Origin of the sequence: Streptomyces sp. NPDC006476 (assembly GCF_040612015.1) — a bacterium.
Classification (GTDB): Bacteria; Actinomycetota; Actinomycetes; order Streptomycetales; family Streptomycetaceae; genus Streptomyces; species Streptomyces griseorubiginosus_B.
The window spans coordinates 1-26,300 of sequence record NZ_JBEXPK010000057.1; the positions used below are offsets into that span (position 1 = coordinate 1).

General features: G+C 70.4%; 23 protein-coding genes and 1 pseudogene. 12 read left to right on the forward strand and 12 right to left on the reverse strand.

Annotation, left to right across the window (positions count from 1 at the left end; translation table 11 throughout):
* Positions 1-97 precede the first annotated feature (97 nt).
* Together ABZZ74_RS39960 and ABZZ74_RS39965 are read right to left on the reverse strand one after the other, a co-directional pair.
* A pseudogene (locus tag ABZZ74_RS39960) lies at positions 98-694 on the reverse strand (DUF305 domain-containing protein); the annotation flags it as partial.
* Position 695: 1 nt separating this feature from the next.
* Positions 696-1,367, reverse strand: a complete 672-nt coding sequence (locus tag ABZZ74_RS39965; RefSeq protein WP_356949067.1) for a DUF3105 domain-containing protein — start codon at positions 1,365-1,367, stop codon at positions 696-698.
* Between the two features lie 162 nt (positions 1,368-1,529).
* Here ABZZ74_RS39965 and ABZZ74_RS39970 point away from each other — a divergent pair, with 162 nt between their 5' ends.
* From ABZZ74_RS39970 to ABZZ74_RS39980, 3 genes are all read left to right on the forward strand, one after another.
* The gene (locus ABZZ74_RS39970) at positions 1,530-1,967 is read left to right on the forward strand and encodes an Rrf2 family transcriptional regulator (RefSeq protein WP_356949106.1); all 438 of its coding nucleotides are present in this window, start codon (positions 1,530-1,532) and stop codon (positions 1,965-1,967) included.
* 351 nt (positions 1,968-2,318) lie between these two features.
* Positions 2,319-3,680, forward strand: a complete 1,362-nt coding sequence (locus ABZZ74_RS39975; protein WP_356949068.1) for a glutamine synthetase family protein — start codon at positions 2,319-2,321, stop codon at positions 3,678-3,680.
* A gap of 397 nt (positions 3,681-4,077) precedes the next feature.
* Positions 4,078-4,968 (forward strand): G1 family glutamic endopeptidase, encoded by an 891-nt coding sequence (locus ABZZ74_RS39980; protein ID WP_356949069.1) that lies wholly within the window; start codon positions 4,078-4,080, stop codon positions 4,966-4,968.
* Between the two features lie 143 nt (positions 4,969-5,111).
* On the opposite strand, the gene ABZZ74_RS39985 is transcribed toward ABZZ74_RS39980, so the two are convergent.
* The 4 genes from ABZZ74_RS39985 to ABZZ74_RS40000 all read right to left on the reverse strand — a co-directional run bounded on the left by ABZZ74_RS39985 (position 5,112) and on the right by ABZZ74_RS40000 (position 9,955).
* Complete coding sequence (locus tag ABZZ74_RS39985) at positions 5,112-6,329, reverse strand: MFS transporter (RefSeq protein ID WP_356949070.1); 1,218 nt, start codon at positions 6,327-6,329, stop codon at positions 5,112-5,114.
* Between the two features lie 97 nt (positions 6,330-6,426).
* Positions 6,427-7,476 carry an endonuclease/exonuclease/phosphatase family protein gene (locus ABZZ74_RS39990; RefSeq protein ID WP_356949071.1) on the reverse strand — a complete coding sequence of 350 codons (1,050 nt, stop codon included), beginning with the start codon at positions 7,474-7,476 and terminating at the stop codon, positions 6,427-6,429.
* 195 nt (positions 7,477-7,671) lie between these two features.
* Positions 7,672-8,301 carry a TetR/AcrR family transcriptional regulator gene (locus tag ABZZ74_RS39995; RefSeq protein WP_356949072.1) on the reverse strand — a complete coding sequence of 210 codons (630 nt, stop codon included), beginning with the start codon at positions 8,299-8,301 and terminating at the stop codon, positions 7,672-7,674.
* A 64-nt stretch (positions 8,302-8,365) separates the two neighbouring features.
* Positions 8,366-9,955, reverse strand: coding sequence for an MFS transporter (locus tag ABZZ74_RS40000; protein WP_356949073.1), 1,590 nt, complete (start codon positions 9,953-9,955; stop codon positions 8,366-8,368).
* 255 nt (positions 9,956-10,210) lie between these two features.
* Here ABZZ74_RS40000 and panB point away from each other — a divergent pair, with 255 nt between their 5' ends.
* The 3 genes from panB (at position 10,211) to ABZZ74_RS40015 (ending at position 13,106) form a co-directional block, all read left to right on the forward strand.
* Positions 10,211-11,077, forward strand: coding sequence for a 3-methyl-2-oxobutanoate hydroxymethyltransferase (gene panB, locus ABZZ74_RS40005; protein ID WP_356949074.1), 867 nt, complete (start codon positions 10,211-10,213; stop codon positions 11,075-11,077).
* A 191-nt stretch (positions 11,078-11,268) separates the two neighbouring features.
* A complete protein-coding gene (locus ABZZ74_RS40010) occupies positions 11,269-12,294 on the forward strand; it encodes an ATP-binding cassette domain-containing protein (protein WP_356949075.1) in 1,026 nt (341 codons plus the stop codon).
* Positions 12,291-13,106, forward strand: coding sequence for an ABC transporter permease (locus ABZZ74_RS40015; protein ID WP_356949076.1), 816 nt, complete (start codon positions 12,291-12,293; stop codon positions 13,104-13,106). The genes ABZZ74_RS40010 and ABZZ74_RS40015 overlap by 4 nt, the downstream gene beginning before the upstream one ends.
* 3 nt (positions 13,107-13,109) lie before the next feature.
* Here the strand turns inward: ABZZ74_RS40015 and ABZZ74_RS40020 are convergent, their stop codons facing one another.
* Positions 13,110-16,634: a BTAD domain-containing putative transcriptional regulator gene (locus ABZZ74_RS40020; RefSeq protein WP_356949077.1), complete on the reverse strand. Its 3,525-nt coding sequence runs from the start codon at positions 16,632-16,634 to the stop codon at positions 13,110-13,112.
* Between the two features lie 189 nt (positions 16,635-16,823).
* Between ABZZ74_RS40020 and ABZZ74_RS40025 the strand changes: the two genes are divergently transcribed.
* A complete protein-coding gene (locus ABZZ74_RS40025; protein ID WP_133043013.1) occupies positions 16,824-17,624 on the forward strand; it encodes a site-2 protease family protein in 801 nt (266 codons plus the stop codon).
* Here ABZZ74_RS40025 and ABZZ74_RS40030 read toward each other — a convergent pair.
* From ABZZ74_RS40030 to ABZZ74_RS40040, 3 genes are all read right to left on the reverse strand, one after another.
* Positions 17,614-17,793: a hypothetical protein gene (locus tag ABZZ74_RS40030; protein WP_133043014.1), complete on the reverse strand. Its 180-nt coding sequence runs from the start codon at positions 17,791-17,793 to the stop codon at positions 17,614-17,616. The genes ABZZ74_RS40025 and ABZZ74_RS40030 overlap by 11 nt on opposite strands.
* A gap of 87 nt (positions 17,794-17,880) precedes the next feature.
* A complete protein-coding gene (gene npdG, locus ABZZ74_RS40035) occupies positions 17,881-18,597 on the reverse strand; it encodes an NADPH-dependent F420 reductase (RefSeq protein ID WP_356949078.1) in 717 nt (238 codons plus the stop codon).
* Between the two features lie 37 nt (positions 18,598-18,634).
* Positions 18,635-19,708, reverse strand: a complete 1,074-nt coding sequence (locus tag ABZZ74_RS40040) for a sialidase family protein (RefSeq protein WP_356949079.1) — start codon at positions 19,706-19,708, stop codon at positions 18,635-18,637.
* Between the two features lie 124 nt (positions 19,709-19,832).
* On the opposite strand from ABZZ74_RS40040, the gene ABZZ74_RS40045 reads away from it, so the two are divergent.
* Together ABZZ74_RS40045 and ABZZ74_RS40050 are read left to right on the forward strand one after the other, a co-directional pair.
* A complete protein-coding gene (locus ABZZ74_RS40045; RefSeq protein WP_356949080.1) occupies positions 19,833-20,435 on the forward strand; it encodes a hypothetical protein in 603 nt (200 codons plus the stop codon).
* Between the two features lie 60 nt (positions 20,436-20,495).
* Positions 20,496-21,809, forward strand: coding sequence for an MFS transporter (locus ABZZ74_RS40050; protein ID WP_356949081.1), 1,314 nt, complete (start codon positions 20,496-20,498; stop codon positions 21,807-21,809).
* On the opposite strand, the gene ABZZ74_RS40055 is transcribed toward ABZZ74_RS40050, so the two are convergent.
* Positions 21,810-22,040: a hypothetical protein gene (locus ABZZ74_RS40055; protein ID WP_356949082.1), complete on the reverse strand. Its 231-nt coding sequence runs from the start codon at positions 22,038-22,040 to the stop codon at positions 21,810-21,812.
* Between the two features lie 58 nt (positions 22,041-22,098).
* Between ABZZ74_RS40055 and map the strand changes: the two genes are divergently transcribed.
* A complete protein-coding gene (map, locus tag ABZZ74_RS40060; protein WP_356949083.1) occupies positions 22,099-22,956 on the forward strand; it encodes a type I methionyl aminopeptidase in 858 nt (285 codons plus the stop codon).
* A gap of 14 nt (positions 22,957-22,970) precedes the next feature.
* Here map and ABZZ74_RS40065 read toward each other — a convergent pair whose 3' ends face one another.
* Positions 22,971-23,627, reverse strand: coding sequence for a PhzF family phenazine biosynthesis protein (locus ABZZ74_RS40065; protein ID WP_356949084.1), 657 nt, complete (start codon positions 23,625-23,627; stop codon positions 22,971-22,973).
* Between the two features lie 218 nt (positions 23,628-23,845).
* Between ABZZ74_RS40065 and efeO the strand changes: the two genes are divergently transcribed.
* Complete coding sequence (gene efeO / locus ABZZ74_RS40070; protein WP_356949085.1) at positions 23,846-24,997, forward strand: iron uptake system protein EfeO; 1,152 nt, start codon at positions 23,846-23,848, stop codon at positions 24,995-24,997.
* 13 nt (positions 24,998-25,010) lie between these two features.
* Positions 25,011-26,300, forward strand: a complete 1,290-nt coding sequence (efeB, locus tag ABZZ74_RS40075; protein ID WP_356949086.1) for an iron uptake transporter deferrochelatase/peroxidase subunit — start codon at positions 25,011-25,013, stop codon at positions 26,298-26,300.

Below are 26,300 nucleotides of genomic sequence, written 5' to 3' on the forward strand. Positions count from 1 at the left end.
CAGCAGCGCCGCACCCCGCCACCCCGTCGGCAAACACCGGCATAAAAAGGACACCCATCGACCCGGAGGACCGAGGGGAAACCTTTAATTTCAAGTTGAGCATGTCCGCCATCAGCTTGATCTCGGACTGCTGCGCGTCGACCATGCCCTGCGCGAGCTGCTTCTCCACGCCGACCTGGCACTTGGCCACACAGCCCTCGGCCATGTGGATGCCGCCCTTGTGATGGTCCGTCATGAGCTGGAGGTAGAAGATCTCGGCCTGCTTGCCGTTGAGGGTGCCGAGCTTCCTCATCTCGGTGTCTGTCGCCATGCCGGGCATCAGCGAGCCGTCCCCGCGCTCGGGCATGTCTCCCATGCCCATCCAGGACATCGGCGGCTTCGCCGACACCTTCGGCAGCCCCCACAGATCCAGCCAGCCCAGCAGCATCCCGCGCTGGTTGGCCTGCGTCTGCGCGATGTCGTAGGCGAGGCGCCGCACTTCCACGTTCTTCGTGCGGTCGCGGACGATGTACGACATCTCGACGGCTTGCTGGTGATGGATCGCCATGTCGCGGGCGAACCCCGCGTCCGCGGACTCCGCGGCCGGCGTGCCCGCGCTCGAGCCGCCGTCCTCGGCGACCGCGTAGGTGATCGCACCGGCCGCGACGAGCGCCGCCGCGGCGGTTCCCGCGATCCAGCCGATGTGCTTCCTCATGTCACATCGTCCCGCCCGTGCACGAGGCACCCGGCTCCGGCGTCTGCTTCCCCTGGACGTACGTCTCGAAGAACTTGGCGACCTTCGGGTCGTCCGCGCTCGTCACGCCCAGCTGGTGGCCCCACGCCGTCAGCTCGATCGGCGAGGTCTGGTTGGTGTACGGGCTCATCAGTGAGTACGGCGTCTGCTTCACCTTCGCCGCGAGCGTGTCCACGTCGGACTTCTTCGCCTTGTCGGTGTACGTCACCCACACCGCGCCGTGCTCCAGCGCGTGCACGGCGTTCTCGTCCTTGACGGCCTTGGTGTAGACGTTGCCGTTGCAGTTGAGCCACACCGGGTTGTGGTTGCCGCCGACCGGCGGGTGCATCGGGTAACTCACCGTCCCCGGAACGTGGTTGCGGGACAGCTTGCCCGCCCAGGTCTGCACGCCGTCCTTGCCGGTGGTGAAGTGCCCGGAATCCCCGGAGCTGCCACCCTTGGCGTCGCTCGCGGTGTCGCTCTTCTTGTCCGACTGGTTGTTGACGAGGACCACACCGCCGACGACGAGGCCGGCGACGACGACCACGCTCGCGCCGATGACGAGGATGCGATTGCGCCGCTCACGGGCCTTCTCGGCGCGCCGCATCTCCTCTATGCGCGCCTTGCGAGCGGCACTGGTGGTCTTCGAGCCCATGGCGGGTGTCCTTATAGGGGGAAGGGACGTCGGGTGGGCTGATCGTAATGGGGACGGAGGGGCGATTCGCAGGCAGGGCACAGGAAAGGCCGGATCGATACGTATCCGACAGGAAGCGAGCGATAATTTGAACCACAGATGCGCATTATCTACGCTGCCCGTATGCGGCTGCTGCGCTCCACCGACCTCGCCCTGCGCGTCCTGATGCGGCTCGCCGTCGCCGGCGAGTCCAGACCGACGACCCGCGAGGTCGCGGCGGACATGGACGTGCCGTACACGCACGCGGCGAAGGTCGTCGCCGAACTCCAGCACCAGGGTCTGGTCGACGCCCGCCGCGGCCGGGGCGGCGGGCTGTCGCTGAGCGCGAAGGGCCGTACGGCCTCCGTCGGCGGTGTGGTGCGCGCCTTCGAGGGCGACGGTGACGTCGTCGACTGCGAGGGCGGCGCCTCCCCCTGCCCCCTGAGCTCCGCCTGCCGCCTCCGGGGCGCCCTGCGCCGGGCCCAGGAGGCCTTCTACGCCTCGCTGGACCCGCTGACGGTGGCCGACATGGTCGCCGCCCCGACCGGACCGCTCCTGCTGGAGATCGGCCGCGCCTCCTAGCCCCCGCGAGGAGGGCCGGGGCTGGTCAGGTCTGGGCGGCGAGCCAGGGGTCCGTCAGGCCTGGGCGACGAGCCAGATGCAAAGTAAGCGGGCGTGGCGATGGTCACGTGCGAGGCGGGGCGGGGCATTACGGAGGCGGGGCGGGGCATTACGGATGTCAGTCCGAGCAGGCAAGATGGGCGGCAGAGCCGTACACCTGGCATACGTGAGGCGTTCAGGCCGAGGTCGCTTCGACGATCAAGGTCCGCAACGCGCATGAAATGCTGTTGTGGTGTGATGCTCAGGTGCCCGACCGCCTCCTGTGGGACAGGGAGACAGGCGGCCTGACCAGCAAGGATGGGGAAGCGGAAGATGGACAAGCAGCAGGAGTTCGTGCTCCGGACGTTGGAGGAGCGCGACATCCGGTTCGTACGCCTGTGGTTCACGGACGTGCTGGGCTTCCTCAAGTCCGTAGCCGTGGCCCCCGCCGAGCTCGAGCAGGCGTTCGATGAGGGCATCGGCTTCGACGGTTCGGCCATCGAGGGCTTCGCCCGTGTGTACGAGTCCGACATGATCGCCAAGCCGGACCCGTCCACCTTCCAGGTCCTGCCCTGGCGCGCCGAGGCCCCCGGCACGGCGCGGATGTTCTGCGACATCCTCATGCCGGACGGCTCCCCGTCCTTCGCCGACCCGCGCTACGTCCTCAAGCGCGCCCTCACGCGCGGCTCCGACCTGGGCTTCACCTTCTACACGCACCCGGAGATCGAGTTCTTCCTGCTGAAGGACCGCCCGCTCGACGGCACGCGCCCCACCCCCGCCGACAACTCCGGCTACTTCGACCACACCCCGCAGAACATCGGCATGGACTTCCGCCGTCAGGCGATCACCATGCTGGAGTCGATGGGCATCTCGGTCGAGTTCTCCCACCACGAGGGCGCCCCCGGCCAGCAGGAGATCGACCTGCGCTACGCCGACGCCCTGTCCACGGCCGACAACATCATGACCTTCCGCCTGGTCATGAAGCAGGTGGCGCTGGAGCAGGGGGTGCAGGCGACCTTCATGCCGAAGCCCTTCTCCGAGCACCCCGGCTCCGGCATGCACACGCACCTGTCCCTCTTCGAGGGTGACCGCAACGCCTTCTACGAGTCCGGCTCGGAGTACCAGCTCTCCAAGGTCGGCCGCTCCTTCATCGCGGGCCTGCTGCGCCACGCGGCGGAGATCTCCGCGGTCACCAACCAGTGGGTCAACTCCTACAAGCGCATCTGGGGCGGCTCGGAGCGCACGGCCGGCGCCGGTGGCGAGGCTCCCTCGTACATCTGCTGGGGCCACAACAACCGCTCGGCCCTGGTCCGCGTCCCGATGTACAAGCCCGGCAAGACCGGCTCCGCGCGCGTGGAGGTCCGCTCCCTGGACTCCGGCGCCAACCCGTACCTGGCCTACGCCGTCCTGCTGGCCGCCGGCCTCAAGGGCATCGAGGAGGGCTACGAACTCCCTCCGGGCGCCGAGGACGACGTCTGGGCCCTCTCCGACGCGGAGCGCCGGGCGATGGGCATCGAACCCCTCCCCCAGAACCTCGGCGAGTCCCTGACCCTGATGGAACGCAGCGACCTGGTCGCCGAGACGCTGGGCGAGCACGTCTTCGACTTCTTCCTGCGCAACAAGCGGCAGGAGTGGGAGGAGTACCGGTCCGAGGTGACCGCGTTCGAGCTGCGGAAGAATCTGCCGGTGCTGTAGGGGCAGGTCAGGGTGGTTTCACGCTGATTCGGCAAGTGAGGCCGACGGTCCACGACCGTCGGCCTCATTGCGTCTCACTGACTCTGGGCCGTCTCTGAGCCGTCCGGCGCCGGATCGGTGCCCTCGTAGAGGCACGACCGTCGCGTGGTAGCGCTCCGGCAACGCTGCGGTACGGCCTGCTCCAACTCGCTGCGCCAGTCTCGGATGTGTTCCGGCTTGCCGCTGTCCAGGTTGCGCATAGCGGGCAGCAGTGTTCCGGTAGAAGTGATGGGGTGACCCCATGTGGTCTGAACCGAATGAGCGCGGGGCTTCGTGATCCCATAGAGGCTCATCCGTGAGCGGCGGACACTCAATCTCCCCAACCGCTTGTGCGGAATTCCCGAATCGGAATTGTGCCATGAAGTGTCGAATCTTTCTGGCCAGCGCAACAGCAGCTCTTCTTTTTTTGGCTTCTGCACCTGCAAGCGCAACAACGGAACCAGTTCCGAACCCGGAATGGGCTGGCCTCGAGATAGCCAGCCCGCAAGCCCAGTCGGTTGAAGGATCCTGGCGGGTCTCCAAGGTGAGGTGCCCTAACGTGCATAACCCCGATCACCAGCCCAGTTTCGCCGTATGGGTTGGCCTGGGCGGAGCAAAGAGGGTTAACAAGGCTGGAGAAACCGAACCGCTCATCAAAGCAGGGACAGTCACCGTTTGCCTGGCCGGCATAGCATTCCACCAACTCGTCTATGAATGGATCGACCGCACGGGGGCTCACGGTGAGACGCTGGGTGGCGTAGACGCGAATGCTCGAATCTCAGCAAAGATCGAGCACGTAAAGGACGCGAAGGGAAAATGGACCTATAGATTCGATGTAACAAAGAATGGGGAAAGCGTCGAGATCCCACCCGTGGCGATCGCACGAGACAAGGGAAGAGCCACTTCCTCAAAGGAGTGGATTGTGGAAAGACCCCACGGTGCTGAATGGTTTGGCTATGGTAGTCCGAATTGCCGGGATGTGCTGCCTGACTTCGGAAGCATAACGATTCACCGTGGACCGGGAGGCACTGGAACACGGAAACAGTGGGAGATCACCGATGACTCGAGTGATCCAAGTTCCACTCCTGTCTTGGCTGCGCCTGCGACGAAGCCGAGCGACTCGGACGTCACGGTAATCCATAAGGCCAAGGGATCTGAGCACATCTGCTCGAAGGTGTCGATCAGCAAGTCGTCGAGCGCCAAGCCATCCAAGCGCGGTAAACGTGGGCCGTCGAAGGACGGCCCACAGCGGTGTACCGCTCCGAGGTGACCGCGTTCGAGCTGCGAAAGAATCTGCTGGTGTTGTAGGGGCAGGTCACAGCGAAGGCACAGCTGGGCACGGGGGCGGTCCGGCGGGAGTGGCGCGAGGGGCTTCGTGCCGTTCCGGCGGCATGTGCACGGTCGAAGTGGGCGTCAGCGGTGCAGTGCTTCCGACGCCTCCGGCAGGTGTACAGCGACGAGTCGGCCCGTCCCGCTCTGCGGAACCCGGCGCCGGTCCACCCCGTAAGCAACCCCCGCCACGCCCAGCCCCAGCACCGCCAGCATCGCGCCCGCCAGTGACGGAGATGTCACTCCGAAGCCCGCGGCCAGGGCGACGCCGCCGATCCAGGCGCCCCCGGCGTTCGCCAGGTTGAACGCGGCCTGGTTCGCGGAGGACGCGAGGGACGGGGCCGCCGACGCCTTCTCCATGACCATCAGCTGCAGGGGCGAGCCGGTGATGAAGGCCGCCGCGCCGAGCAGGGCGACCGCCAGCGCGGCGCTCCACCGCGCGTGCATCAGGAGCGGGAAGAGGGCGAGTACGGCCGCCAGGGAGACCAGGCCGCCGAAGAGCGTGCCCCGCAGGGAGTGGTCCGCGAGGCGGCCGCCGACCAGGTTGCCGGCCGTCGCGCCGACGCCGAACAGGGCCAGCAGCAGGGTGACGCTGGACTCGGCGTATCCGGCGGCGCCGGTGAGCATCGGGGTGATGTAGCTGTAGGCGGCGAACAGCGCGCCGAAGCCGGCGACCGTGGTGCCGAGGGCGAGCCAGACGGGGAGCGAGCGCAGGGCCGACAGTTCGCGGCGCAGTCCGGCGGCGGGTGCGTGGGTGTGGTCGTGCGGGATCAGGGCTGCCAGCGAGGCGATCGCGGCCAGGCCGATCGCGCTGACGCCGAGGAAGGTGGCGCGCCAGCCCAGGTGCTGGCCCATGAGCGTGGCGACGGGCACGCCCGCGATGTTGGCGACCGTCAGGCCCAGGAACATCAGCGAGACCGAGCGGGCCTTGCGCTCCGGCGCGACCATGTTCGTCGCGACGACGGCGCCGACGCCGAAGAAGGCGCCGTGCGGCAGGCCGCTGAGGAAGCGGGCGGCCAGCAGGGAGTCGTAGCCGGGGGCGAACGCGGACAGCGCGTTGCCGGCGACGAACAGCGCCATCAGGCCGATCAGGACCGTGCGGCGCGACATCCGGGCGGTGAGCGCGGCGAGGAGCGGGGCACCGATCACGACGCCCAGCGCGTACGCCGAGACCAGATGCCCGGCGGTGGGGATCGAGATGTGCAGGTCGTCCGCGACGTCGGGCAGCAGGCCCATCATCACGAACTCGGTGGTGCCTATGCCGAAAGCGCCGACGGCCAGTGCGAGCAGGGCCAGGGGCATGAAGGGGCCTGTTCCTTTCGGGGGTGGAGGGGCGTGTGTTCCGCCCGTGTATGTTCACTGACGGAACAAAGCCTCTCAGGCCCGGTATTCCAGCGGGTTACGAGCTGGTGTCGAGGTTCACACGGGCGGCCACCGGAAGGTGGTCGCTGCCGGTCGCGGGCAGCGTCCAGGAACTCACCGGCTCGATGCCCTGCACCATGATCTGGTCGATCCGCGCCATCGGGAACGAGGCCGGCCAGCTGAACCCGAAGCCGTTGCCCGCCGCGCCCTGGGTGGAGCGCATCTGGGAGGTGACGCCGTTGAGGGAGCGGTCGTTCATGGTGCCGTTGAGGTCGCCGAGCAGGATCTTGCGCGGCAGCCTCTCGTCGGCGATGGCCTCGCCCAGCGCGTCGGCGCTCTTGTCCCGCTGACGGGCGGTGAACCCGGCCTCCAGCTTGACCCGGACCGAGGGCAGGTGGGCGACGTAGAAGGCGACCGGGCCCTCAGGTGTGGTCACCGTGGCGCGCATGGCGCGGGTCCAGCCGAGCTTGATGTCGACGGCCCGCACGTCGCTCATCGGGTACTTGCTCCACAGCCCGACGGTGCCTTGGACCGAGTGGTACTTGTACGTCGGCTCCAGCGCCCGCTCGTACACCGGGACCGCTGTCGCGGTCAGCTCCTCCAGGGCCACCACGTCCGCGCCGGAGGCGGCCACGTCACGGGCGGTGCCGGACGGGTCGGGGTTGTCGGCGTTGACGTTGTGCGTGGCGACGGTGAGGTCGCCGCCGCTGCCGGTCTTGTCGCTGAGCAGTCCGCCGAAGAGGTTCAGCCAGACGGTCACCGGCACCAGTAGCGCGATCAGCGCGGTGGCCGACTTGCGCACCAGGGCCAGCAGGAGCAGCACCGGGACCAGCAGGCCCAGCCAGGGCAGGAAGGTCTCGGTGAGACTGCCCAGGTTGCCCACCCGGTTGGGGATCCGGGCATGCAGCAGCATGACCAGGGCGAGGATCACCGCGAGCGCGGCGAGCACGATGCCGCGCCGCCAGATTCCGGGGTCGCCGCGCCAGCCGGAGAACAGATGTGACATCAGGCGCCGGAACCGGTCTCTACGGCGCTCGGGTCCCGAGCCTCCGTTGGCCGTCTCCGTCATGTACGCCTGCTGCGCCATACCGCGTCGCCTCACTGCCTGCCGTGCACACCATCCGTCACCCCCGAAGGGGCGTCCCTAAGACCCTAGGGGATGATCGGTTCCGTTCCGCCGTCCCATGACGGCCGTACGGGCGGTGGGACGTGGAAGCCGGTCCGAGAGGTTCCGGATCGGCGGGCGGTAAGCGTGTTCTGTGACGGAACGCGCACATTCGGGCTACGCGGCCGGTGAACTGACGGGCCGTAGTCCTTCGAGCAGGGTGTCGACGATCTCCTCCGACAGGCCGTCAGGCAGGTCGGCGTCCGGGCGCATCAGGGTCCGGAAGAGCATCGGGCCGACGAACATGTCGTTCAGCAGTTCGACGTCCAGGTCGGTGCGCAGTTCGCCGTCGGCCTGGCCGCGGCGCAGGATCGCGATCTGCAGCTCGCGGCGCGGCCTGACGACCGTCGCGTGATAGGCGGCCCATATCTTGGGGCTGCTCTTCATCTGGGCGTGCACGTTGTGCAGGATGGCCGAGGAACGGGTCATCAGGCCGCGTTGGCGCAGATGCTCCAGCAGGGCCACCAGGTCGTCGCGCATGGAGGTGCCCGGCAGCTGGGGGCCGGGCGGCTCGGCGCTGCGGACGACGTCGACGAACAGCTCCTCCTTGCCGCTCCAGCGGCGGTAGATGGTGGCCTTGCCGACCCCGGCCGTCCGCGCGATGCGCTCGATGGAGAGCTCGGCGAGCGGGACGCCGTCCTCCAGGAGCTTCATGACCCCCTCGATGACGGCGCGTTCGACCGCCTCGCTGCGGGGGCGTCCCCGGACGGGGGCGCCGGAAGCGGCTGGGCTGTCGGCGAGGCTCACGTGTGTCGTCCCTTCCTCGTGCTGGAGCGATTCTCCCTGCTGCCCCCCGGTGCGGCGGAAGAGGCTATTCCGCCGCGGCCACCAACTCCTGCTGCTCCTCGCCCTTCTGACGCGCCGGGGGCTTGCCCGGCAGGAACCAGAACGCCACCACCGCGCCGAGCAGCGCGACGACGGTGCCGCACAGGGCGGTGACGTGCATGGCGTGCAGGAAGGCCTCGTTGGCCGGGGTGACCAGCGCCTTGCCCTGGGGACCGAGCTTCGCGGCGACGCCGAGGGTGGCCTCGATGGACTCGGCGGCGGTGTCCCGCAGACCGGGCGGCAGGGAGCCCAGCTTGCCCTCGATGCCGTTGCGGTAGGCGGTGGAGAGCACCGAGCCGAGGACGGCGATGCCGAGGGCGCCGCCGACCTGGCGGAAGGTGTTGCTCAGCGCGGAGGCGGAACCGGCCTTCTCACGCGGCAGGGCCTGCATGATGACCACGCTGGTCGGGGTCATCACATGCGCCATGCCGGTGCCCATGAGGAAGAAGACGACCTCCAGCACCCAGATGGGGGTGTCCGCCTCGAAGCCCGCGAACGCGGCGAGCATGCCCGCGAGCAGCACCAGACCTCCGCCGGTGGTGACCTTGTTGCCGAACCGGTCGACCAGCAGCCGGGCGCGCGGCGCGAAGATCAGCTGCGCGGCGGCCAGCGGCAGCATCAGCAGACCGGACTGCAGCGGCGAGTAGCCGCGCACGCTCTGGGTGTAGAAGACGGCGAAGAACGTCACGCCCATCAGCGCGAAGAAGACCAGCGCGATGGCGGCCATGGCGGCCGAGAACACCTTGTTCTTGAAGTAGGTGACGTCGAGCGAGGGGTGGTCGCTGCGCTTCTCGAAGACCACGAACCCGGCGAGCACGAGGAGACCGGCGACGATGGTCGACAGCACCTGGGGGTCGGTGAAGTCGGCGAGCTGGCCGCCCTTGATGATGCCGTACACCAGCAGGACCAGGCCGACGACGGACAGCACGACGCCGATCGGGTCGAGCCGGCCGGGCCTGGGGTCGCGGGAGTCGGGGACCAGCCAGACCATCAGGACGAGCGCGAGGATCACGATCGGGACGTTGATCAGGAAGACCGAGCCCCACCAGAAGTGGTCCAGGAGCAGACCGCCGGTGATCGGGCCGATGGCGATGGCGAGGCCTACGCCGCCGGCCCAGATGCCGATGGCCTTGGGCTGCTCCTCGCGCTCGAAGACGTTCATCAGGACCGCGAGGGTGGCCGGCATCACGAAGGCGGCACCGAGGGCCATCAGCGCCCGGAAGGCGATGAGCTGGGTCGGGGAGCCGGACTCGGCGGCCAGCGCGGAGCCGGCGCCGAACACGACGAGACCGCCGAGCAGCACCTTCTTGCGGCCCACCCGGTCGCCGATGAGGCCGGAGGTGAACAGCAGGCCGGCGAAGACGAGCGTGTAGGCGTTGATCGCCCACTCCAGCTCGCTCTGCGTGGCGCCCAGGCCCGTGGGGGCCGGGGTGGAGATCGTCTTGATGGCGACGTTCAGGATGGAGTTGTCGAGCACCACGATCAGCAGGCTCAGCATCAGAACGCCGAGGATCGCCCAGCGCCGCCGGTGCACGGCTTCGGGTATCCGGGTGGCAGGGGCGGGTGCAGAGGTCATGAGGTCCAGACTAGGCATGTCCGACGCCATTCCGATACGAGACGGTGCCGTATCGGAATTGTTTTTACTCCATCCTTACGCGAGCGGCCGTCGAGCCTCGTGCGAACGGCCCTCGAGCCTCGTACGAGTGGCCCTCGCGTCACGTGACAGGTGTCCCTCGGGGAGCCTCTGGCCCTCCCCGGCACGAAGTGCCACCATGGGAGTGATCCGGGGACGCCGGCAGGGCGCCTCGAGATGACTGAAGGAGCCGTTGCAATGACGCAGCTTTCGGCTGCCCACGCGAAGCCCTCCGACGGCAGCAAGGCGCTGTACGGGGGCAAGGGCACCCGCCGTATCACCGTTCGCGACATCGCCCTCGCCAAGGAACGCGGCGAGAAGTGGCCCATGCTCACCGCCTACGACGCGATGACCGCGTCCGTCTTCGACGAGGCCGGTATCCCGGTGATCCTCGTCGGCGATTCGGCGGGCAACTGCCATCTCGGGTACGAGACGACCGTGCCCGTCACACTGGACGAGATGACCATGCTGTCGGCGGCCGTCGTCCGCGGCACGCAGCGCGCGCTGATCGTCGGCGACCTCCCCTTCGGCTCCTACCAGGAGGGGCCGGTGCAGGCGTTGCGCTCGGCGACCCGGCTGGTCAAGGACGCCGGCGTCGGGGCGGTCAAGCTGGAGGGCGGCGAGCGGTCGCACGAGCAGATCCGGCTGCTGGTGGAGTCCGGGATCCCCGTCATGGCCCACATCGGGCTGACCCCGCAGTCGGTGAACGCGATGGGCTACCGGGTGCAGGGACGCGGCGAGGAGGCGGCGCAGCAGCTGCTGAGGGACGCCAAGGCCGTGCAGGACGCGGGCGCCTTCGCGGTGGTCCTGGAGCTGGTTCCGGCGGAGCTCGCGGCCGAGGTGACGCGGGTGCTGCACATCCCGACGGTCGGTATCGGCGCGGGTCCCGAGACGGACGCGCAGGTGCTGGTGTGGACCGACATGCTGGGGCTGACGTCCGGCCGGGTCCCGAAGTTCGTCAAGCAGTACGCCAACCTGCGCGAGGTCATGGGCAACGCGGTCAAGGAGTTCGCGGAGGACGTCGTCGGCGGCACCTTCCCGCTCGACGAGCACTCCGTCCACTAGAACCACGACGAGCACTCGGCCACTAGAGCCACGACGAGCACTCCGTCACCAGAGCCACAGCGGCACAGAGGCAGCCCGCCGATCTTCCCCCGTCGGCGGGCTGCTGCTTTGTCGGCGCGGTGTAGGCACCGGCACGGGCCTGTAGGTGATGTGTCGGTGGTTTGTAGGCCGGGGCTGGCACCGTTCTCGGCATGACACGAATCGACAAGAACTCCAGCGGCGGCGAGAACGCCGTCACCGTACGGGGGATGGTCAAGCACTACGGCGAGACCAAGGCGCTGGACGGGGTCGACCTGGACGTGCGCGAGGGCACCGTGATGGGTGTCCTCGGGCCGAACGGCGCCGGAAAGACCACCCTCGTGCGGATTCTGTCCACCCTGCTGAGCCCCGACGCCGGTCAGGCGACGGTCGCCGGGTACGACGTCCTGCGCCAGCCCCGCCAGCTGCGCCGGGTCATAGGGCTGACCGGGCAGTACGCCTCCGTCGACGAGAAGCTCCCGGGCTGGGAGAACCTCTACATGATCGGGCGCCTGCTCGACCTGCCCCGCAAGGACGCCCGTGCCCGCGCCGACGAACTGCTGGAGCGGTTCTCGCTGACGGACGCAGCCAAGCGGCCCGCGAGCACCTACTCCGGCGGTATGCGGCGCCGGCTCGACCTCGCCGCCTCCATGATCGGCCGGCCCCAGGTGCTGTTCCTGGACGAGCCGACGACCGGACTCGACCCCCGCACCCGCAACGAGGTCTGGGACGAGGTCAAGGCCATGGTCGGCGACGGCGTGACCGTCCTGCTCACCACCCAGTACATGGAGGAGGCCGAGCAGCTCGCCTCCGAGCTGACCGTCGTCGACCGGGGCAAGGTCATCGCCGGCGGTGGCATCGAGGAGCTGAAGGCGAAGGTCGGCGGCCGGACGCTGCGGGTGCGGCCCGCCGATCCGGTGCAGCTGCGGCCGCTCGCCGCCGCCCTCGACGAGCTCGGCATCACCGGCCTCTCGACCACGACCGTGGACGCCGACAGCGGTACCGTCCTCGTCCCGATCCTCAGCGACGAGCAGCTGACCGCCGTGGTCTCGGCCGTGACCGCCCGCGGCATCACCCTCTCCTCCATCACCACCGAACTGCCCAGCCTGGACGAGGTGTTCCTCTCCCTCACCGGCCACCGCGCCAGTGCCCCGCAGGACACCGTGCCCGCCGACACCCGCGAGGAGGTCGCCGTATGAGCGCCGCCACCGTCACCGTCACCGCGTCCGACACCCGCATCCCGCTGCGCGGACACCTGCGCCACACCGGCGCCCTGATCCGCCGCAACCTGTTGTGGATCCGGCAGGACCCCGAATCGATGTTCGACGCGCTGCTGATGCCCGTCGTCTTCACCCTGCTGTTCGTGTACGTCTTCGGCGGCTCGATCGGGCAGGCGCTGGGCGGCGGTCAGGACGGGTACGTGCAGTACGTCATCCCGGGCATGATCGCGATGATGAGCATGACGCTCTCCCAGGGCGTCGGCACCGGGTTCAGCCAGGACTTCAACTCCGGTGTCATGGACCGCTTCCGGTCCCTGCCGATCGGACGCGGCTCCGTGCTCTTCGCCAAGATCACGGTGGAGCTGCTCCGGATGCTGTTCGCGACGACCGTGCTGATGATCGTCGCCGTGCTCGTCGGCTTCCACATCCACCACTGGGGCGGTCTGCTGGCGGCCGTGGGCCTGTCCGCGGTGTTCGCCTCGTCGATCATGTGGGTGTTCCTCACCCTCGGCGTGGTCCTGAAGAACGCCCAGTCCGTGCAGGCGATGGGCTTCCTGGTGCTGTTCCCGCTGCAGTTCGGCTCGTCGATCTTCGCGCCGACGAACTCCATGCCGGGCTGGCTGCAGACCTTCACCGACTACAACCCGCTCTCCACCCTCGCCGACGCGGCGCGCGGACTGATGGTGGGCGGTCCGGTCGCGCACGACCTGTGGGTGACGCTGGGCTGGTCGGTGGCGATCACGGCGATCGCCGCGCCGTACGCGATCCACAAGTTCCGCACCAAGAGCTGACGTTCAGCGGTCCCGGACCAGGGCGGTGGCCTCCGCGAGGGAGAGGCCGCCGCCCTCGGCGTACGCGGCCTCGTACTCCGCGTCGCCGAGCACGGCGCGGGTGTGCCGTCGGGCCCGGTCGTACACGTCGCGCTCCAGGCTCGTCGCCACATGGCTCGGCGGCAGGGCTGCCTCGGCCGCGCCCAGGGCGCGGGCGCCGTCCCGGGCACTGCGGCCGCCGTCGGTCTCGGCGAGGCCGACCGCGGAGAGGGCCAGGTACAGCGGGTTCATGTGCGGGGCGATGGCCACGGTGAGCGGGTCGGCGGAGTGTTCCAGGCACTGCCGGGTCTTGTCCAGCGAGAGTTCGTAGTTGCCGTCGAGCGCCTCGAGCCAGGCCTCGGAACCGAGGATGAAGGCTTCGAAGACGACGAAGTGCGCGATCTTGAACTCCTCGCGCAGAAGGCGCAGTTGCTCGCGCGCCTCCGGGATGCGCCCGGTCATGCCGAGGCGTCCGGCGAGGAACATCCGGGCGGCGGGCATGGCCTCGGTGCCCGAGCCCTCCTGACTGTCGATCACCTCCCGCAGAATCCGCTCACCCCGCTCGTTCTCCCCGGCCTCCATGAGCGCGCTGCCGAACCGGGCGCCCAGCACGGCCATCTGGGCGCGTGCGCCGAGGCGCCCGGCCTGCTCGATCGCGGCCTCGTAGTCGGCGGCGGCGAGACGGTACTCGCCGACGCGTTCATGGGCCTCCCCGCGCGCGGACAGCGCCTCGGCGGTGCCCCACAGGTCGCCGATCCGCCGGTAGATCTCCAGCGACTCGTCGGCGTCGCGGGCCGCGTCGCCCGCCCAGTCGCTGCGGTTGGCGAGGAGGTTGGCGCGCATCTGCAGTACGGCGGCGAGGTCCCACTCCATGCCCGGGGTGGTCCGGCAGGTCTCGACGCAGGCGTTCAGGATCACCGGCAGCCGCTCCACACTGCCGGACAGCATCACCGCGAAGAACCAGAGCAGGCCGGGGGAATGGCAGGTCTGCGGCAGGCCGGGCTCGTACACCTCGCTGATGATCCGCAGCTTCTCCTTCGCCGCCGGGGTCTCCCAGGCCTCCAACTCGGTGTCCATACAGGCCAGATGGGCGAGATGGACACCGCGCCGTGCCTCGTCGAGGAGGTCGCCGGTGTACGGCGGCGGGACCTCGCTGCAGCGCTGCCAGACGGGAGCGGCGCGCCGGACGGGGGCGGTGAACGGGTCGGGGCCCAGGGCCATGACCTCGGCGCACCAGTTGCGGGCCTCGATGCGCGCGTCGCGCATCTGCCAGTACCAGGCCAGCGACAGGACGAGGCAGAGGCCCTCCTGCTCGTCGCGTTCGGCGACCGCGTGCCGCAGGGCGGTGCGCAGGTTCTCGTACTCGCGCTCCAGCAGGGCGATGGCGGCGAGCTGACCGGGGCCACGCAGCAACGGGTCGGTGGTGCGGGCGAGTTCGCGGTAGTACGTCAGATGGGCGCGCTCCGTCTCCTGGCGCCCGCCCACCTCGTCGAGCCGCTCCCCGGCGTACTCGGCGACGGTCTCCAGGAGCCGGTAGCGCATGCCGCCGTCATCCGAAGGGGCGGCGACCACAAGGGACTTGTCGACGAGCGAGCCGAGCACGTCCAGGGCGGAGGGTCCGCAGACGGCCTCCGCGGCGGCGAGGTCACAGCCGCCGGCGAAGACGGACAGCCGGAGCAGCACGTCCCGCTCCTCCTCGTCGAGCAGGTCCCAGGACCAGTCGACGACCGCCCGCAGGGTCTGCTGGCGGGGCAGGACGGTACGGCTGCCGGAGGTCAGCAGCCGGAAGCGGTCGTCCAGCCGGTCCGCGATCTGACATGGCGTCAACATCCGTAGCCGGGCGGCCGCGAGCTCGATGGCGAGGGGCAGTCCGTCGAGCCGCCGGCAGATCTCGGCGCACGCCGCGGGATCGTCCTCGACCCGGAACCCCGGCCGTGCGGCCGCTCCCCGTTCGGCGAACAGCCGCAGCGCGACCGGCTCGGGCAGGGGCTCCACCGGGCGCAGCAACTCCCCCGGTACGCCGAGGGGTTCGCGGCTGGTCGCCAGTACCGTCAGCTCGGGGCAGCGCTCCAGCAGCTCCTCCACGAGCCGCGCGGCGGCCTCGACGACGTGCTCGCAGTTGTCGAGGACGATCAGCATCCGCCGCCTGCCGCAGTGCTCGGCCAGCCGCTCCACCGGGTCGTCGTGCCGGTCGTTCCCGGCCGCCCGCATGGCCTCGGCGCCGGCGCCGTAGAGCACGGTCTCCCGGGCGCCCACGGCGGTCAGCACCGCCTCCGGTACGGCGTCCGGGTGGTCGACGGGAGCGAGCTCCGCCAGCCACACCCCGTCCGGCGCACCGTCCCGCACGGCCTCGGCGGCCTCCTGCGACAGCCGCGTCTTCCCGGCCCCACCAGGCCCGAGCAACGTGACCAGCCGAGCCGCACCGAGGTCCCCCCGGATGGCCTCGATGTCCGCTTCCCGCCCGACGAAGGAGGTGAGCCGGGCTCGGAGGTTGCCGGGGGGTTGGGGGGTGGCAGGGCCCCTGGAGTCGGGGGCGGCGTGATCGGGGGCGAGTGGGATGCGGGCGGCGGTCGGGTGCGCGGTCGTGCCGGACGGGGCGCCGTCCGCGGTCGGAGCCGCCTGCGTGCCCGGGGCGGGTGTCGTGCCAGCGATGAGGATCGCGCCCGGACCCGACGCCGTGCCCGGCACTCCCCCGCCGAGGGTGCCGGTCGAACTCGCCCTCCCAGCGGCGGACTTCGCCTGGCCCGATGCGCCGCGCCCGCCACCCGGCTCCTGCCGCTCCTCCGGGCGGAGCAACTCCCCGTACAGGGACCTCAGTTCGGGTCCGGGGTCGGCTCCCAGCCGGTCCGCGAGCAGCTGTCGTACGTCCTCGAAGGCGGCGAGTGCCTCCGCCGTGCGGCCCGCGTCGCGCAGGGCGCGCAGGCGCAGGGACTGAAGGGGCTCGTCGAGGGGGTGGGTGTCGCACAGGGCGGTCAGTTCGGGCAGCGACTGTTCGGCGTGGCCCAGGGCGAGCGCGGCGGTGTGGCGGGCGCGCAGGGCGTCCAGACGGCGGGTCTCCAGACGGGCCGTCCGGGCGGTGCCGTCGGGGAGGTCGGCGAGGACGGGGCCCTGCCACAGGGCGAGGGCGTCGTCGAGGACACCGGCCGCCTTGGCGGGGTCGCCGTCGGCCAGGGCTCGGGTGCCCTCGCCGGTGAGCCGTTCGAAACGGTGCAGGTCGACGTCGTCGGGCGAGGCGGTGAGGCGGTAGCCGCCCTCCACCGAGGCGATCGCGTCGGCGCCGAGTGCCCGCCGCAGCCGTCCGACGAGCGCCTGCAGCGCGCCGGACGCGTCGGCGGGCGGGTCGCCGTCCCAGACCTCGTCGACGAGCGTGCGGACGGGCACCGTGCGGCCGGCCCGCAGGGCGAGCACGGTGAGCAGGGCACGCAGCCGCGCCCCGCCGACGGCGACGGGGCTGCCGTCCGGCCGGAACGCCTGAGCTGTACCGAGGATGCGATAGCGCACGGGGTCCATTGTCTCCGGTGGCTCGGGGCCGGTCACGGGATTCGGTCGGGCGGGGTGGCGGGGCGCAGCAGGAGCACACACCCTCGCCGGAGCCATGCCCCACCTTCCCCGGAACCTCGGCCCCACCGCGAGACGTTTTCACCTGTGCCCGGTACCGTCGGGCGTCCCATCGCGTGCACGTTCAGTCCAGGGAGCCCCATGACCACCGCGACCACCCGCCACAGCGACCGGCGGATGAGCCCCGTCTTCGTCGGCATTCTCGCCGTCACGGCGGTCACCGGCTGGGCCACCTGGTCCGGGTTCGCCGAGCAGCCGGGCGTGGCCGTGTTCCTGTTCGTGACCGCGGCCTGGGTGGTGTCCCTGTGCCTGCACGAGTACGCGCACGCGCGCACCGCCCTGCACAGCGGCGACATCACGGTCGGCAGCAAGGGCTATCTGACCCTGAACCCCCTGAAGTACACGCATGCCCTGCTCAGCATCGTGCTGCCGGTGCTGTTCGTGATCATGGGCGGGATCGGGCTGCCGGGCGGTGCCGTCTTCATCGAGCGCAACCGGATCCGGGGCCGCTGGCGGCACAGTCTCATCTCCGCCGCCGGCCCGCTGACGAACGTCCTGTTCGCCGTCGTCTGCACCGCCCCGTTCTGGCTGCACGCCCTGGACGGCGTCCCCCGCGACTTCCGCTTCGCGCTCGCCTTCCTCGCGCTGCTCCAGGTCACGGCCGCGCTCCTGAACTTCCTGCCCGTGCCCGGCCTGGACGGCTACGGCGTCATCGAGCCCTGGCTGTCGTACAAGGTCAAGCGGCAGGTGGAGCCCTTCGCGCCGTTCGGCCTGCTGTTCGTGTTCGCGCTGCTGTGGGTGCCGTCGGTCAACAGCGCCTTCTTCGACGTGATCGACTCGATTCTGCGCAGCCTGGGGATCAGCGACTTCGACTCGTACTGCGGTCAGGAGCTCTACCGCTTCTGGCAGGGCACGAACGAGTTCTGCTCGATCAGCTCGTGACCCGCCGGGCGTCCCGGGCCCGCTTGACGTAGTACCAGCACATGTTCGACGACAGGCTCGCCAGCAGTACCCACACGACGCCCAGCCAGCTGCCCTGGACGAAGGAGACCACCGCCGCGGCCACGGAGAGCACGCAGACGATCAGGGCGTAGAGGGCGAGGCGGGGCATTTCTGTCGGCTCCTGTCGGCGGACGGGGTGAACGGGGTCGTGGGGGTGGTCGGGGACACCGCCACGGATCCAGTGTCCCCCACCCGCTCACACGTCCGTGACCCGGAGCCCGGCGTGTGCCTTGTAGCGTCGGTTCACGGAGATCAGGTTGGCGACCAGGGACTCGACCTGGTGGGCGTTGCGCAGCCGGCCGGCGAAGATGCCGCGCATGCCGGGGATACGGCCCGCGAGCGCCTGCACGATCTCGACGTCGGCCCGCTCCTCGCCCAGCACCATCACGTCGGTGTCGATCTCGGCGATCTCCGGGTCCTGGAGCAGCACGGCCGACAGATGGTGGAAGGCGGCGGTCACCCGCGAGTCCGGCAGCAGGGCCGCGGCCTGCTCCGCCGCGCTGCCCTCCTCCGGCTTGATCGCGTAGGCGCCCTTCTTGTCGAAGCCGAGCGGGTTCACGCAGTCGACGACCAGCTTCCCGGCCAGTTCCTCACGGAGCGACTCCAGCGTCTTGCCGTGCCCGTCCCACGGTACGGCGACGATCACGACGTCGCTGCGGCGCGCGCACTCGGCGTTGTCGGCGCCCTCGACGCCGTGGCCGAGTTCCTCGGCGGCGGACTGCGCCCGCTCGGCGGCCCGCGAGCCGATGATCACCTTGTGGCCGGCCCTGGCGAGCCGGTAGGCCAGCCCTTTGCCCTGCGGCCCGGTCCCGCCGAGCACCCCGACGACGAGCCCGGAGACATCGGGGAGGTCCCAGGGGTCCTTGGCAGGGGCCTTCGCGGGGATCTGTGCAGCACTGTCGGTAGAGGTCATGGGCCGACTTTACGTCCGCCCCGTCCGCCCTCGGCGCTCAGGTGAGCCGCGTCACGGGCACCCGCCGGAAGGCGATGCGCTCGTACGGCCCGAAGTCCCCCGTCTCATAGAGGAGCCCGACGGTCGCGGGGTCGACGCGGACCAGGTCGGAGTACGCGGCGGGCAGGCCGTCGGCCGTGTGCGCGGGGCGCCAGGTCCGGCCGCCGTCGGTGGAGGCGCGGAGGGTCATGAGGGCGCGGGCGGACGGGAAGGCCGGGCCGGAGAAGAGCAGGACGTCGGGGTCGTGGAGGTGCAGGAGGCTCCCTTCGCAGACCGGGCCGTCGAGGCCGGCCTGGGGGCGGAAGGGGAGCTGCAGGGTTTCGCCGCCGTCCTCGGAGTGGGCGTCGGCGCGGTTGCCGGGGGAGGGTGAGTCGTTGCGGGTGTTGAAGTAGACGCGGCCGTCGGGGAGTTCGGCGGCGGTGGTCTCGTTGGCGTTGATGTAGCCGTCGGTGTTGTCGTCGACGTATCCGATGGACCAGCTCTCGCCGCGGTCGTCGCTGAGCAGGCAGTGGCCGCCGTTGTACCTGGCCTCGGTGCCGACGTCGGTGCCGGTGGGCGGGAGGGTGTGGTTGGCGGGGACGACGACCCGGCCGGAGCGCAGCTGGAGGGCGTGGCCGGGGGTGGTGGCGTACCAGCGCCAGTCGGGCCGCTTCACCTGTTCGGTGATCTCCCTCGGGCTCGACCAGGTCATCCCGTCGTCGTCGCTGTGCTGCACCCACACCCGGCGTCCGTCGGCCTCGCCGACCTGTCCGCGCAGGATCAGGTCCTCGGATGCGGAGGCGGCGGAGCGGACGTGGACGAGCAGGACGCGGCCGGTGTCGAGGACGACGGGGGCCGGGTTGCCGGCGAGGTCGGTGCCGTTGCTCGCGGCGACCTGGAGCGGGCCCCAGGTGCGGCCGCCGTCGGTGGAGCGCCGGAGCACGATCTCGATGTGCCCGTGGTCGCTCGCGGAGTCCACCCGGCCCTCGCAGAAGGCAAGGAGGGTGCCGGCGGCGGTGACGACGACCGCCGGGATGCGGTAACTGGCGTGTCCGTCGCGGCCGGCGCGGAAGGGGACGGTGGTCTCGGCCATGTTCGCGCTCCTCGGTGATCGTCTTCGCTCACTCACTCGCGGTAGGCCGCTCCCCTCCCCAGGTCGGGCGAATTCGGGGTGAACTGCGGGCCACGAGTGCCCGTTTGGGGCAGGATGCGGGCCCATGGACGCCGTACGTGTCGCGTTGCTGCGTGAAGTCCTCGCCGGGACCGAGTGGTTGGGGGCCACCCGGCGGTTCGCGGGCGCGTTGCGCGGGTCGGTGGTGTCGCACGGGGGCGGGCTGCTGCTGGTGGGCACGCCGGAGTACGAGCCCTGGCATCTGGCGGCGCATCTGGTGGACGAGGCCGCGTGGTCGGGCACGCCGGAGCTGGCGCCGACTCTCGTACGGCATGGGGCGCGCGCGTCGGATCCGGCCCATCTGTCGGTCGGGCTCGGGCGGTTGGCGGCGGCCCGGCGCGGCGAGACGCTGCTGCTGGTCTCCCCGAGCTGCCCCGACGTCCCGCTGCTGGAGCGGGTGCACGACGCGCGGCGGGCCGGGGCGACGGTCCTTGCACTGGGGGGTGGCGAGGGCGAGCTGGAGTCGATGGCCCATGAGTCGCTCGCCGTCCCGGACGGCTCCGAGCTGGATCTGGACACGGTGCAGCATCTGGTCAGCGCGGCGGCCGGCGAGAACTCCCTGCCGGCTCCACGCGTCCACCGGCGGCTGCGCGACCGCCTGTCCCGGCTGGCGGACCAGCTGACGGCACCGCCGCCGACCGGCTGGTAGCAGCCATGCCGCGGGAAAAGCGGTTGCTCCGGTCCGCGCCGCGGCCGACCATGACCGGTCGTGACCGACGACTCCCCCGCACCCGCCTCCCGACTCCGCGCCCTCCTGCCCGACCTCACGCCCTGGCGGGCCTCCGCCGACTTCCGGCGGCTGTGGGTGTCGGGGACGATCTCAACGTTCGGGAGCTTCCTGACGTTCGTCGCGCTGCCGGTGCAGTTGAAGGAGCTGACGGATTCGACGGCCGCGGTCGGGGCGATCGGAGCGGTGGAACTGCTGCCGCTGGTGTTGTTCGGGCTGTACGGCGGGGCGCTCGCCGACGCGCTCGACAAGCGGCGGCTGATCATCTGGACGGAGGCCGGGCAGGGGCTGCTGTCGGCCGCGCTGCTGCTCAACGCGCTGCTCCCGCGTCCCGCCGTGTGGCCGCTGTACGCCGTGGCGGCCCTGTCCTCCGCCCTGGTCTCGCTCCAGCGCCCGGCCATCGACTCCCTGTGGCCCAGGATCGTGGCCCACGAGCACCTGCCGGCCGCGGCCGCGCTGAACTCCCTGCGCTGGACGGTCGGCGGTGTCGCCGGGCCGGCGCTGGCGGGCGTGGTGGTGGCGTACGCGGGGCTCGGCTCGGCGTACGGCGCGGACCTGGCGACCTTCGTCATCTCGGTGGCGCTCATGATCCCGATCGCGGCGTCACCGGCCTCGCACGAGGCCGCGAAGCCGTCCCTCGCGGCCATCGCGGAGGGCGCCCGTTACGCCTGGAGCCGCAAGGAGCTGCTCGGCACCTACGCCGTCGACCTCGCGGCGATGTTCCTGGCGATGCCGCTCGCCGTGCTGCCGTTCCTCGCGGACGAACTGGACGCGAACTGGTCGCTGGGGCTGATGTACGCCACCGTGCCGCTCGGTTCGATGCTGGTGAGCCTGACCAGCGGCTGGACCTCGCGGGTGCACCGGCACGGGCGGATGGTGGTGCTGTCGGCCGCGCTGTGGGGCGTGGCGATCGCGGGCGCCGGGCTCGTGGGCAACGTGTGGCTGGTCCTGCTGTTCCTGACCGTGGCAGGGGGCTGCGACATGGTCAGCGGGATCTTCCGGGGCGCGATGTGGAACCAGACGATCCCGGACGAGCTGCGCGGGCGGCTCGCCGGGATCGAACTGCTGTCGTACTCCATCGGCCCCACCGTGGGCCAGGTCCGCTCCGGCGGATTCGCCGCCTGGTGGGGCGTACGGACGTCCGTGTGGTCCGGCGGCCTGCTGTGCGCGGGAGCCGTGGGCCTCCTCGCCCTGTGCCTGCCGGGGCTGATGACCTACGACGTCCGCACGAACGAGCACGCGCTACGGCTGCGCGACCGGCGGACGGCAGCCGCACCGGCCGAGGCCCAGGCCTGATCAGTCCTCGTCCGCGCTTCCCGCGGGGGCGTCATGCCACTTGGGATCGTTCTCCCACACGAGATTGCGCTCCCGCGCGATCTCCATCGCGTGCTCGGCCTCCTGCCGGGAGGCATAGGGCCCGAACCGGTCCTTGGCGGGACACTCCGGCCCCTCCTCCACCTTCTTGTGCTCGAGGCAGTAGAACCACTCCCCCGGCTTCCCGACCGTCCGCTTCTTGAACAAGGCCATGACCAGCTCCTCTCGCCTCGGACATGTTCCCCCGCCCCGGCTCGTTAGACTCCCTGGCATGTCTGGCCAGTCGCTGCTCGTTCCAGGGGAGCTCTCTCCCACCCGTTCCGTGCCCGGAAACATCCGCCGGCCCGAGTACGTCGGCAAGCCCGCGCCGGCGCCGTACACCGGGCCCGAGGTGCAGACGCCCGAGACGGTCGAGGCGATGCGGGTCGCCGGGCGGATCGCCGCCCGGGCGATGGAGGAGGCCGCGAAGCTCATCGCGCCCGGGGTGACCACCGACGAGCTGGACAAGGTGGCGCACGAGTACATGTGCGACCACGGGGCCTATCCGTCGACGCTCGGCTACCGGGGCTTCCCGAAGTCCCTGTGCACCAGCGTCAACGAGGTGATCTGCCACGGCATTCCGGACTCGACGCTGCTGCGGGACGGCGACATCGTCAACCTGGACGTGACGGCGTACATCGGCGGGGTGCACGGCGACAACAACGCCACCTATCTGGTCGGGGACGTGGACCAGGAGTCGCGGCTGCTGGTGGAGCGCACCCGGGAGTCGCTCACCCGCGCGATCAAGGCGGTCAAGCCGGGCCGGCAGATCAACGTCATCGGGCGGGTCATCGAGTCGTACGCGAAGCGGTTCGGGTACGGGGTGGTGCGGGACTTCACGGGGCACGGGATCAACTCGTCGTTCCACTCCGGCCTGATCATCCCGCACTACGACAGCCCGCACGCGACGACCGTGATGCAGCCGGGCATGACGTTCACGATCGAGCCGATGCTGACGCTGGGGACGCACGAGTACGACATGTGGGACGACGGCTGGACGGTCGTCACCAAGGACCGCAGGCGCACGGCGCAGTTCGAGCACACGCTGGTGGTGACGGAGACCGGCGCGGACATCCTGACGCTGCCGTAGCCGGTCGCCGGGGTTCAGCGCTCCGGCTGGCGTTCCAGGTAGACCCGGCCGCCGATCTCCACCCAGCCGTACGGCTGCTGGGCGGTGAGGATCTGGGAGCCGGCGCCCTGGGTGATGTTGAGGGCGCGGCCCAGGCGGTCGGTGAGCAGCAGGGCCGCGGCGCCGGTCGCCTCGTCCTCGTCGATGCCGTCGTCGCGGCCGGGGAAGCCGCGGGCGCGGATCCGGCCGGCCGCCTCGTCTTCCCAGGCCCAGGCGTAGATCCACTCGCCCTTCGGGGGTACGGGCAGGTCGTCGACCTCGGCGGCGGAGGCGTACTGGCGCAGGGTGCGCGGCGGGACCCACTCGGCCCGGGCCTCGATCCAGCAGAACTCCCCGTCCTGGCGCGCCCCGACGAGGCCGGCCGGTGTGACCAGCTCCTCCACGTCGAGCAGCCAGGCCGCGCCGACGCAGGGGTAGCCGGCGAAGGGCAGGCGTACGGAAGGCGTGTAGATGTCGATGACGCCGCGCTCGGGGTCGTCGACGAACACGGTCTCGCTGAACCCGAGCTTCGCGGCGAACGCCTGTCGCTCCGCGGGGTCGGGCATGACGGATCCCTCGCGGACGACGCCGAGTTCGTTGCCGTATCCGCCGTTGGGCGCGCAGAAGACGCGGAGCACGTCGTAGTCGGTCACGGGGGCATTGAAGCACCCCCGAACCTTTGACCTTCCTTTGACCATTCCTTGGGGTGCGTTTTAGGTCGGCGTGATCGCCCCGTGCTCATACGGCGTCCATGAGAGCTGAATCACCGTATGGCTGGGTATCACGCAGGTAAGCCTTAGGTAAGTTAGGCGAGCCTCACCAATCTTTGGTCCGTCCGACAAGCGATTTCTCGCCACCACTTGGAGCCTGCATGCGAGCCGCCAGACTCTCCGTCGTCACCGCCGTCGCCACAGCGGCGGCTCTGACCGCCGTCACGGGCTGCACCGAGAAGAGCAAAGCGGACACCAAGGACGCGATACGGGTCACCGCCGCGGACTCCACGTGCGACACCTCTGCGAAGTCGACACCGGCCGGTCATGTCACGCTGAGCATCGAGAACAAGGGCTCCAAGGCCACCGAGGTCGAGATCCTCTTCCCCGACGACCGGATCGTGTCGGAGAAGGAGAACATCGGGCCGGGGACGAAGTACACCCTGACCGCCGAGGTCAAGGCGGGCGAGTACGAGATCGCGTGCCGTCCCGGCATGAAGGGCCACGGCGTCCGTCAGAAGCTCACGGTCACCGGCTCCGGCGCGGTCGCCCAGCGCGACCCCCGGCTGGACAAGGCGGTCGCCGCCTACCGCGAGTACGCGCAGGAGCAGGCCGACCAGACCGTCCCCGCGGTGGAGACCTTCGCCGCCGCGATCAAGAAGGGCGACCTCACCGCCGCCCAGAACGCCTACGCCCCCTCCCGCGTCGGCTGGGAGCGCACCGAGCCCATCGCCGAGTCCTTCGGCGACATCGACCCCAAGACCGACACCCGCGCCGACGGCCTGGAGGCCGGCCAGAAGTGGACCGGCTGGCACGCGCTGGAGAAGGCGCTGTGGCAGGACAAGAAGATCGGCGCCGAGCAGAAGACCCTCGCCGACCAGCTGGTCACCGATCTGAAGGACTGGCAGCAGCGGGTCGGCAAGGCGGAGATCACCCCGACCTCCATGGCCAACGGCGCCAAGGAACTGCTCGACGAGGTCGCCACCGGCAAGGTCACCGGCGAGGAGGACCGCTACTCGCACACCGACCTGAGTGACTTCAAGGCCAACGTCGAGGGCGCCCAGAAGGCGTACGAACTGCTCAAGCCGGTCGCGCAGACGAACGACAAGACGCTGACCACCGAGCTGGACACGCAGTTCGCCGCGCTGAACAGCACGCTCGACAAGTACCGCTCCACCAAGGCGCAGGACAAGGCGCAGAACGGCTTCGTGTCGTACGCGACCGTCACCAAGGAGCAGCGCAAGGAGCTCTCGGACGCGGTGAACGCGCTCGCCGAGCCCCTGTCCAAGCTCGCCGCCGCCGTCGTGAAGTAGGGACGAGACGACCATGACGGACACTCAGGAAGCCACCAGCGCGGACACCTCCGCGCGGAAACAGCCCTCCCGGCGTTCCCTGATCGGCTGGGGCGGTGCCGGGCTCGCGCTCGGTGCCGCCGCGGCCGGCGGCGCGGTCGCGGTGAGCCGCGTCGGCGACGACGTGGACCCGGCCGCCGCCGAGACGGGCGCAGCGGTGGCCTTCCACGGCGCCAACCAGGCGGGCATCGCCACGCCGGTGCAGGACAGGCTGCACTTCGCCGCGTTCGACGTGCAGACCGACGACCGCGCCGCGTTCGTGCGGATGCTGAAGGACTGGACCGAGGCCGCGCGCCGGATGACGGCCGGGAAGGCGGTCGGCGAGGGCGCGTACGGCGGTCTGGCCGAGGCCCCGCCGGACGACACGGGCGAGGCGCTGGGCCTGAAGCCCTCCCGGCTGACCCTCACCATCGGCTTCGGTCCGTCCCTGTTCGAGAAGTACGGGGAGAAGTTCGGGATCGCGGACCAGCGGCCGGAGGCCCTGGTGGACCTCCCGCAGTTCGCCGGCGACAACCTGGACAAGTCCCGCACCGGCGGTGACCTGTGCGTCCAGGCCTGCGCGGACGACCCGCAGGTGGCGGTGCACGCGATCCGCAACCTCGCCCGCATCGGCATGGGCACGGTCAACATCCGCTGGTCGCAGCTCGGCTTCGGCAAGACCTCCTCCACGACCCCGGACGCGCAGACCCCGCGCAACCTGATGGGCTTCAAGGACGGCACCCGCAACATCGCGGGCACGGAGACCGACCGGCTGAAGAAGTTCGTGTGGGTCGGCGAGAAGGACGGGCCGGAGTGGATGACCGGAGGTTCCTACCTGGTCGCCCGGCGCATCCGGATGCACATCGAGACCTGGGACCGCACCTCGTTGCAGGAGCAGGAGGACGTCTTCGGCCGGGACAAGGGCGAGGGCGCCCCGGTCGGCAAGGCCAGGGAGCACGACGAGCCGTTCCTGAAGGCGATGAAGCCCACCGCGCACGTGCGGCTGGCGCACCCCGACTCCAACAACGGGATCACCATCCTGCGCCGGGGCTACTCCTTCACCGATGGCACCGACGGCCTCGGCCGGCTCGACGCGGGCCTGTTCTTCCTTGCCTACCAGCGTGACGTGCGCAAGGGGTTCATCCCGCTGCAGCGCAAGCTGTCGGCGCAGGACGCGCTCAACGAGTACATCCAGCACGTGGGTTCGGCGGTCTTCGCCGTCCCGCCGGGCGTCCGCGACCAGGACGACTGGTGGGGCAGCACGCTGTTCTCCGAGGAGGCGTAG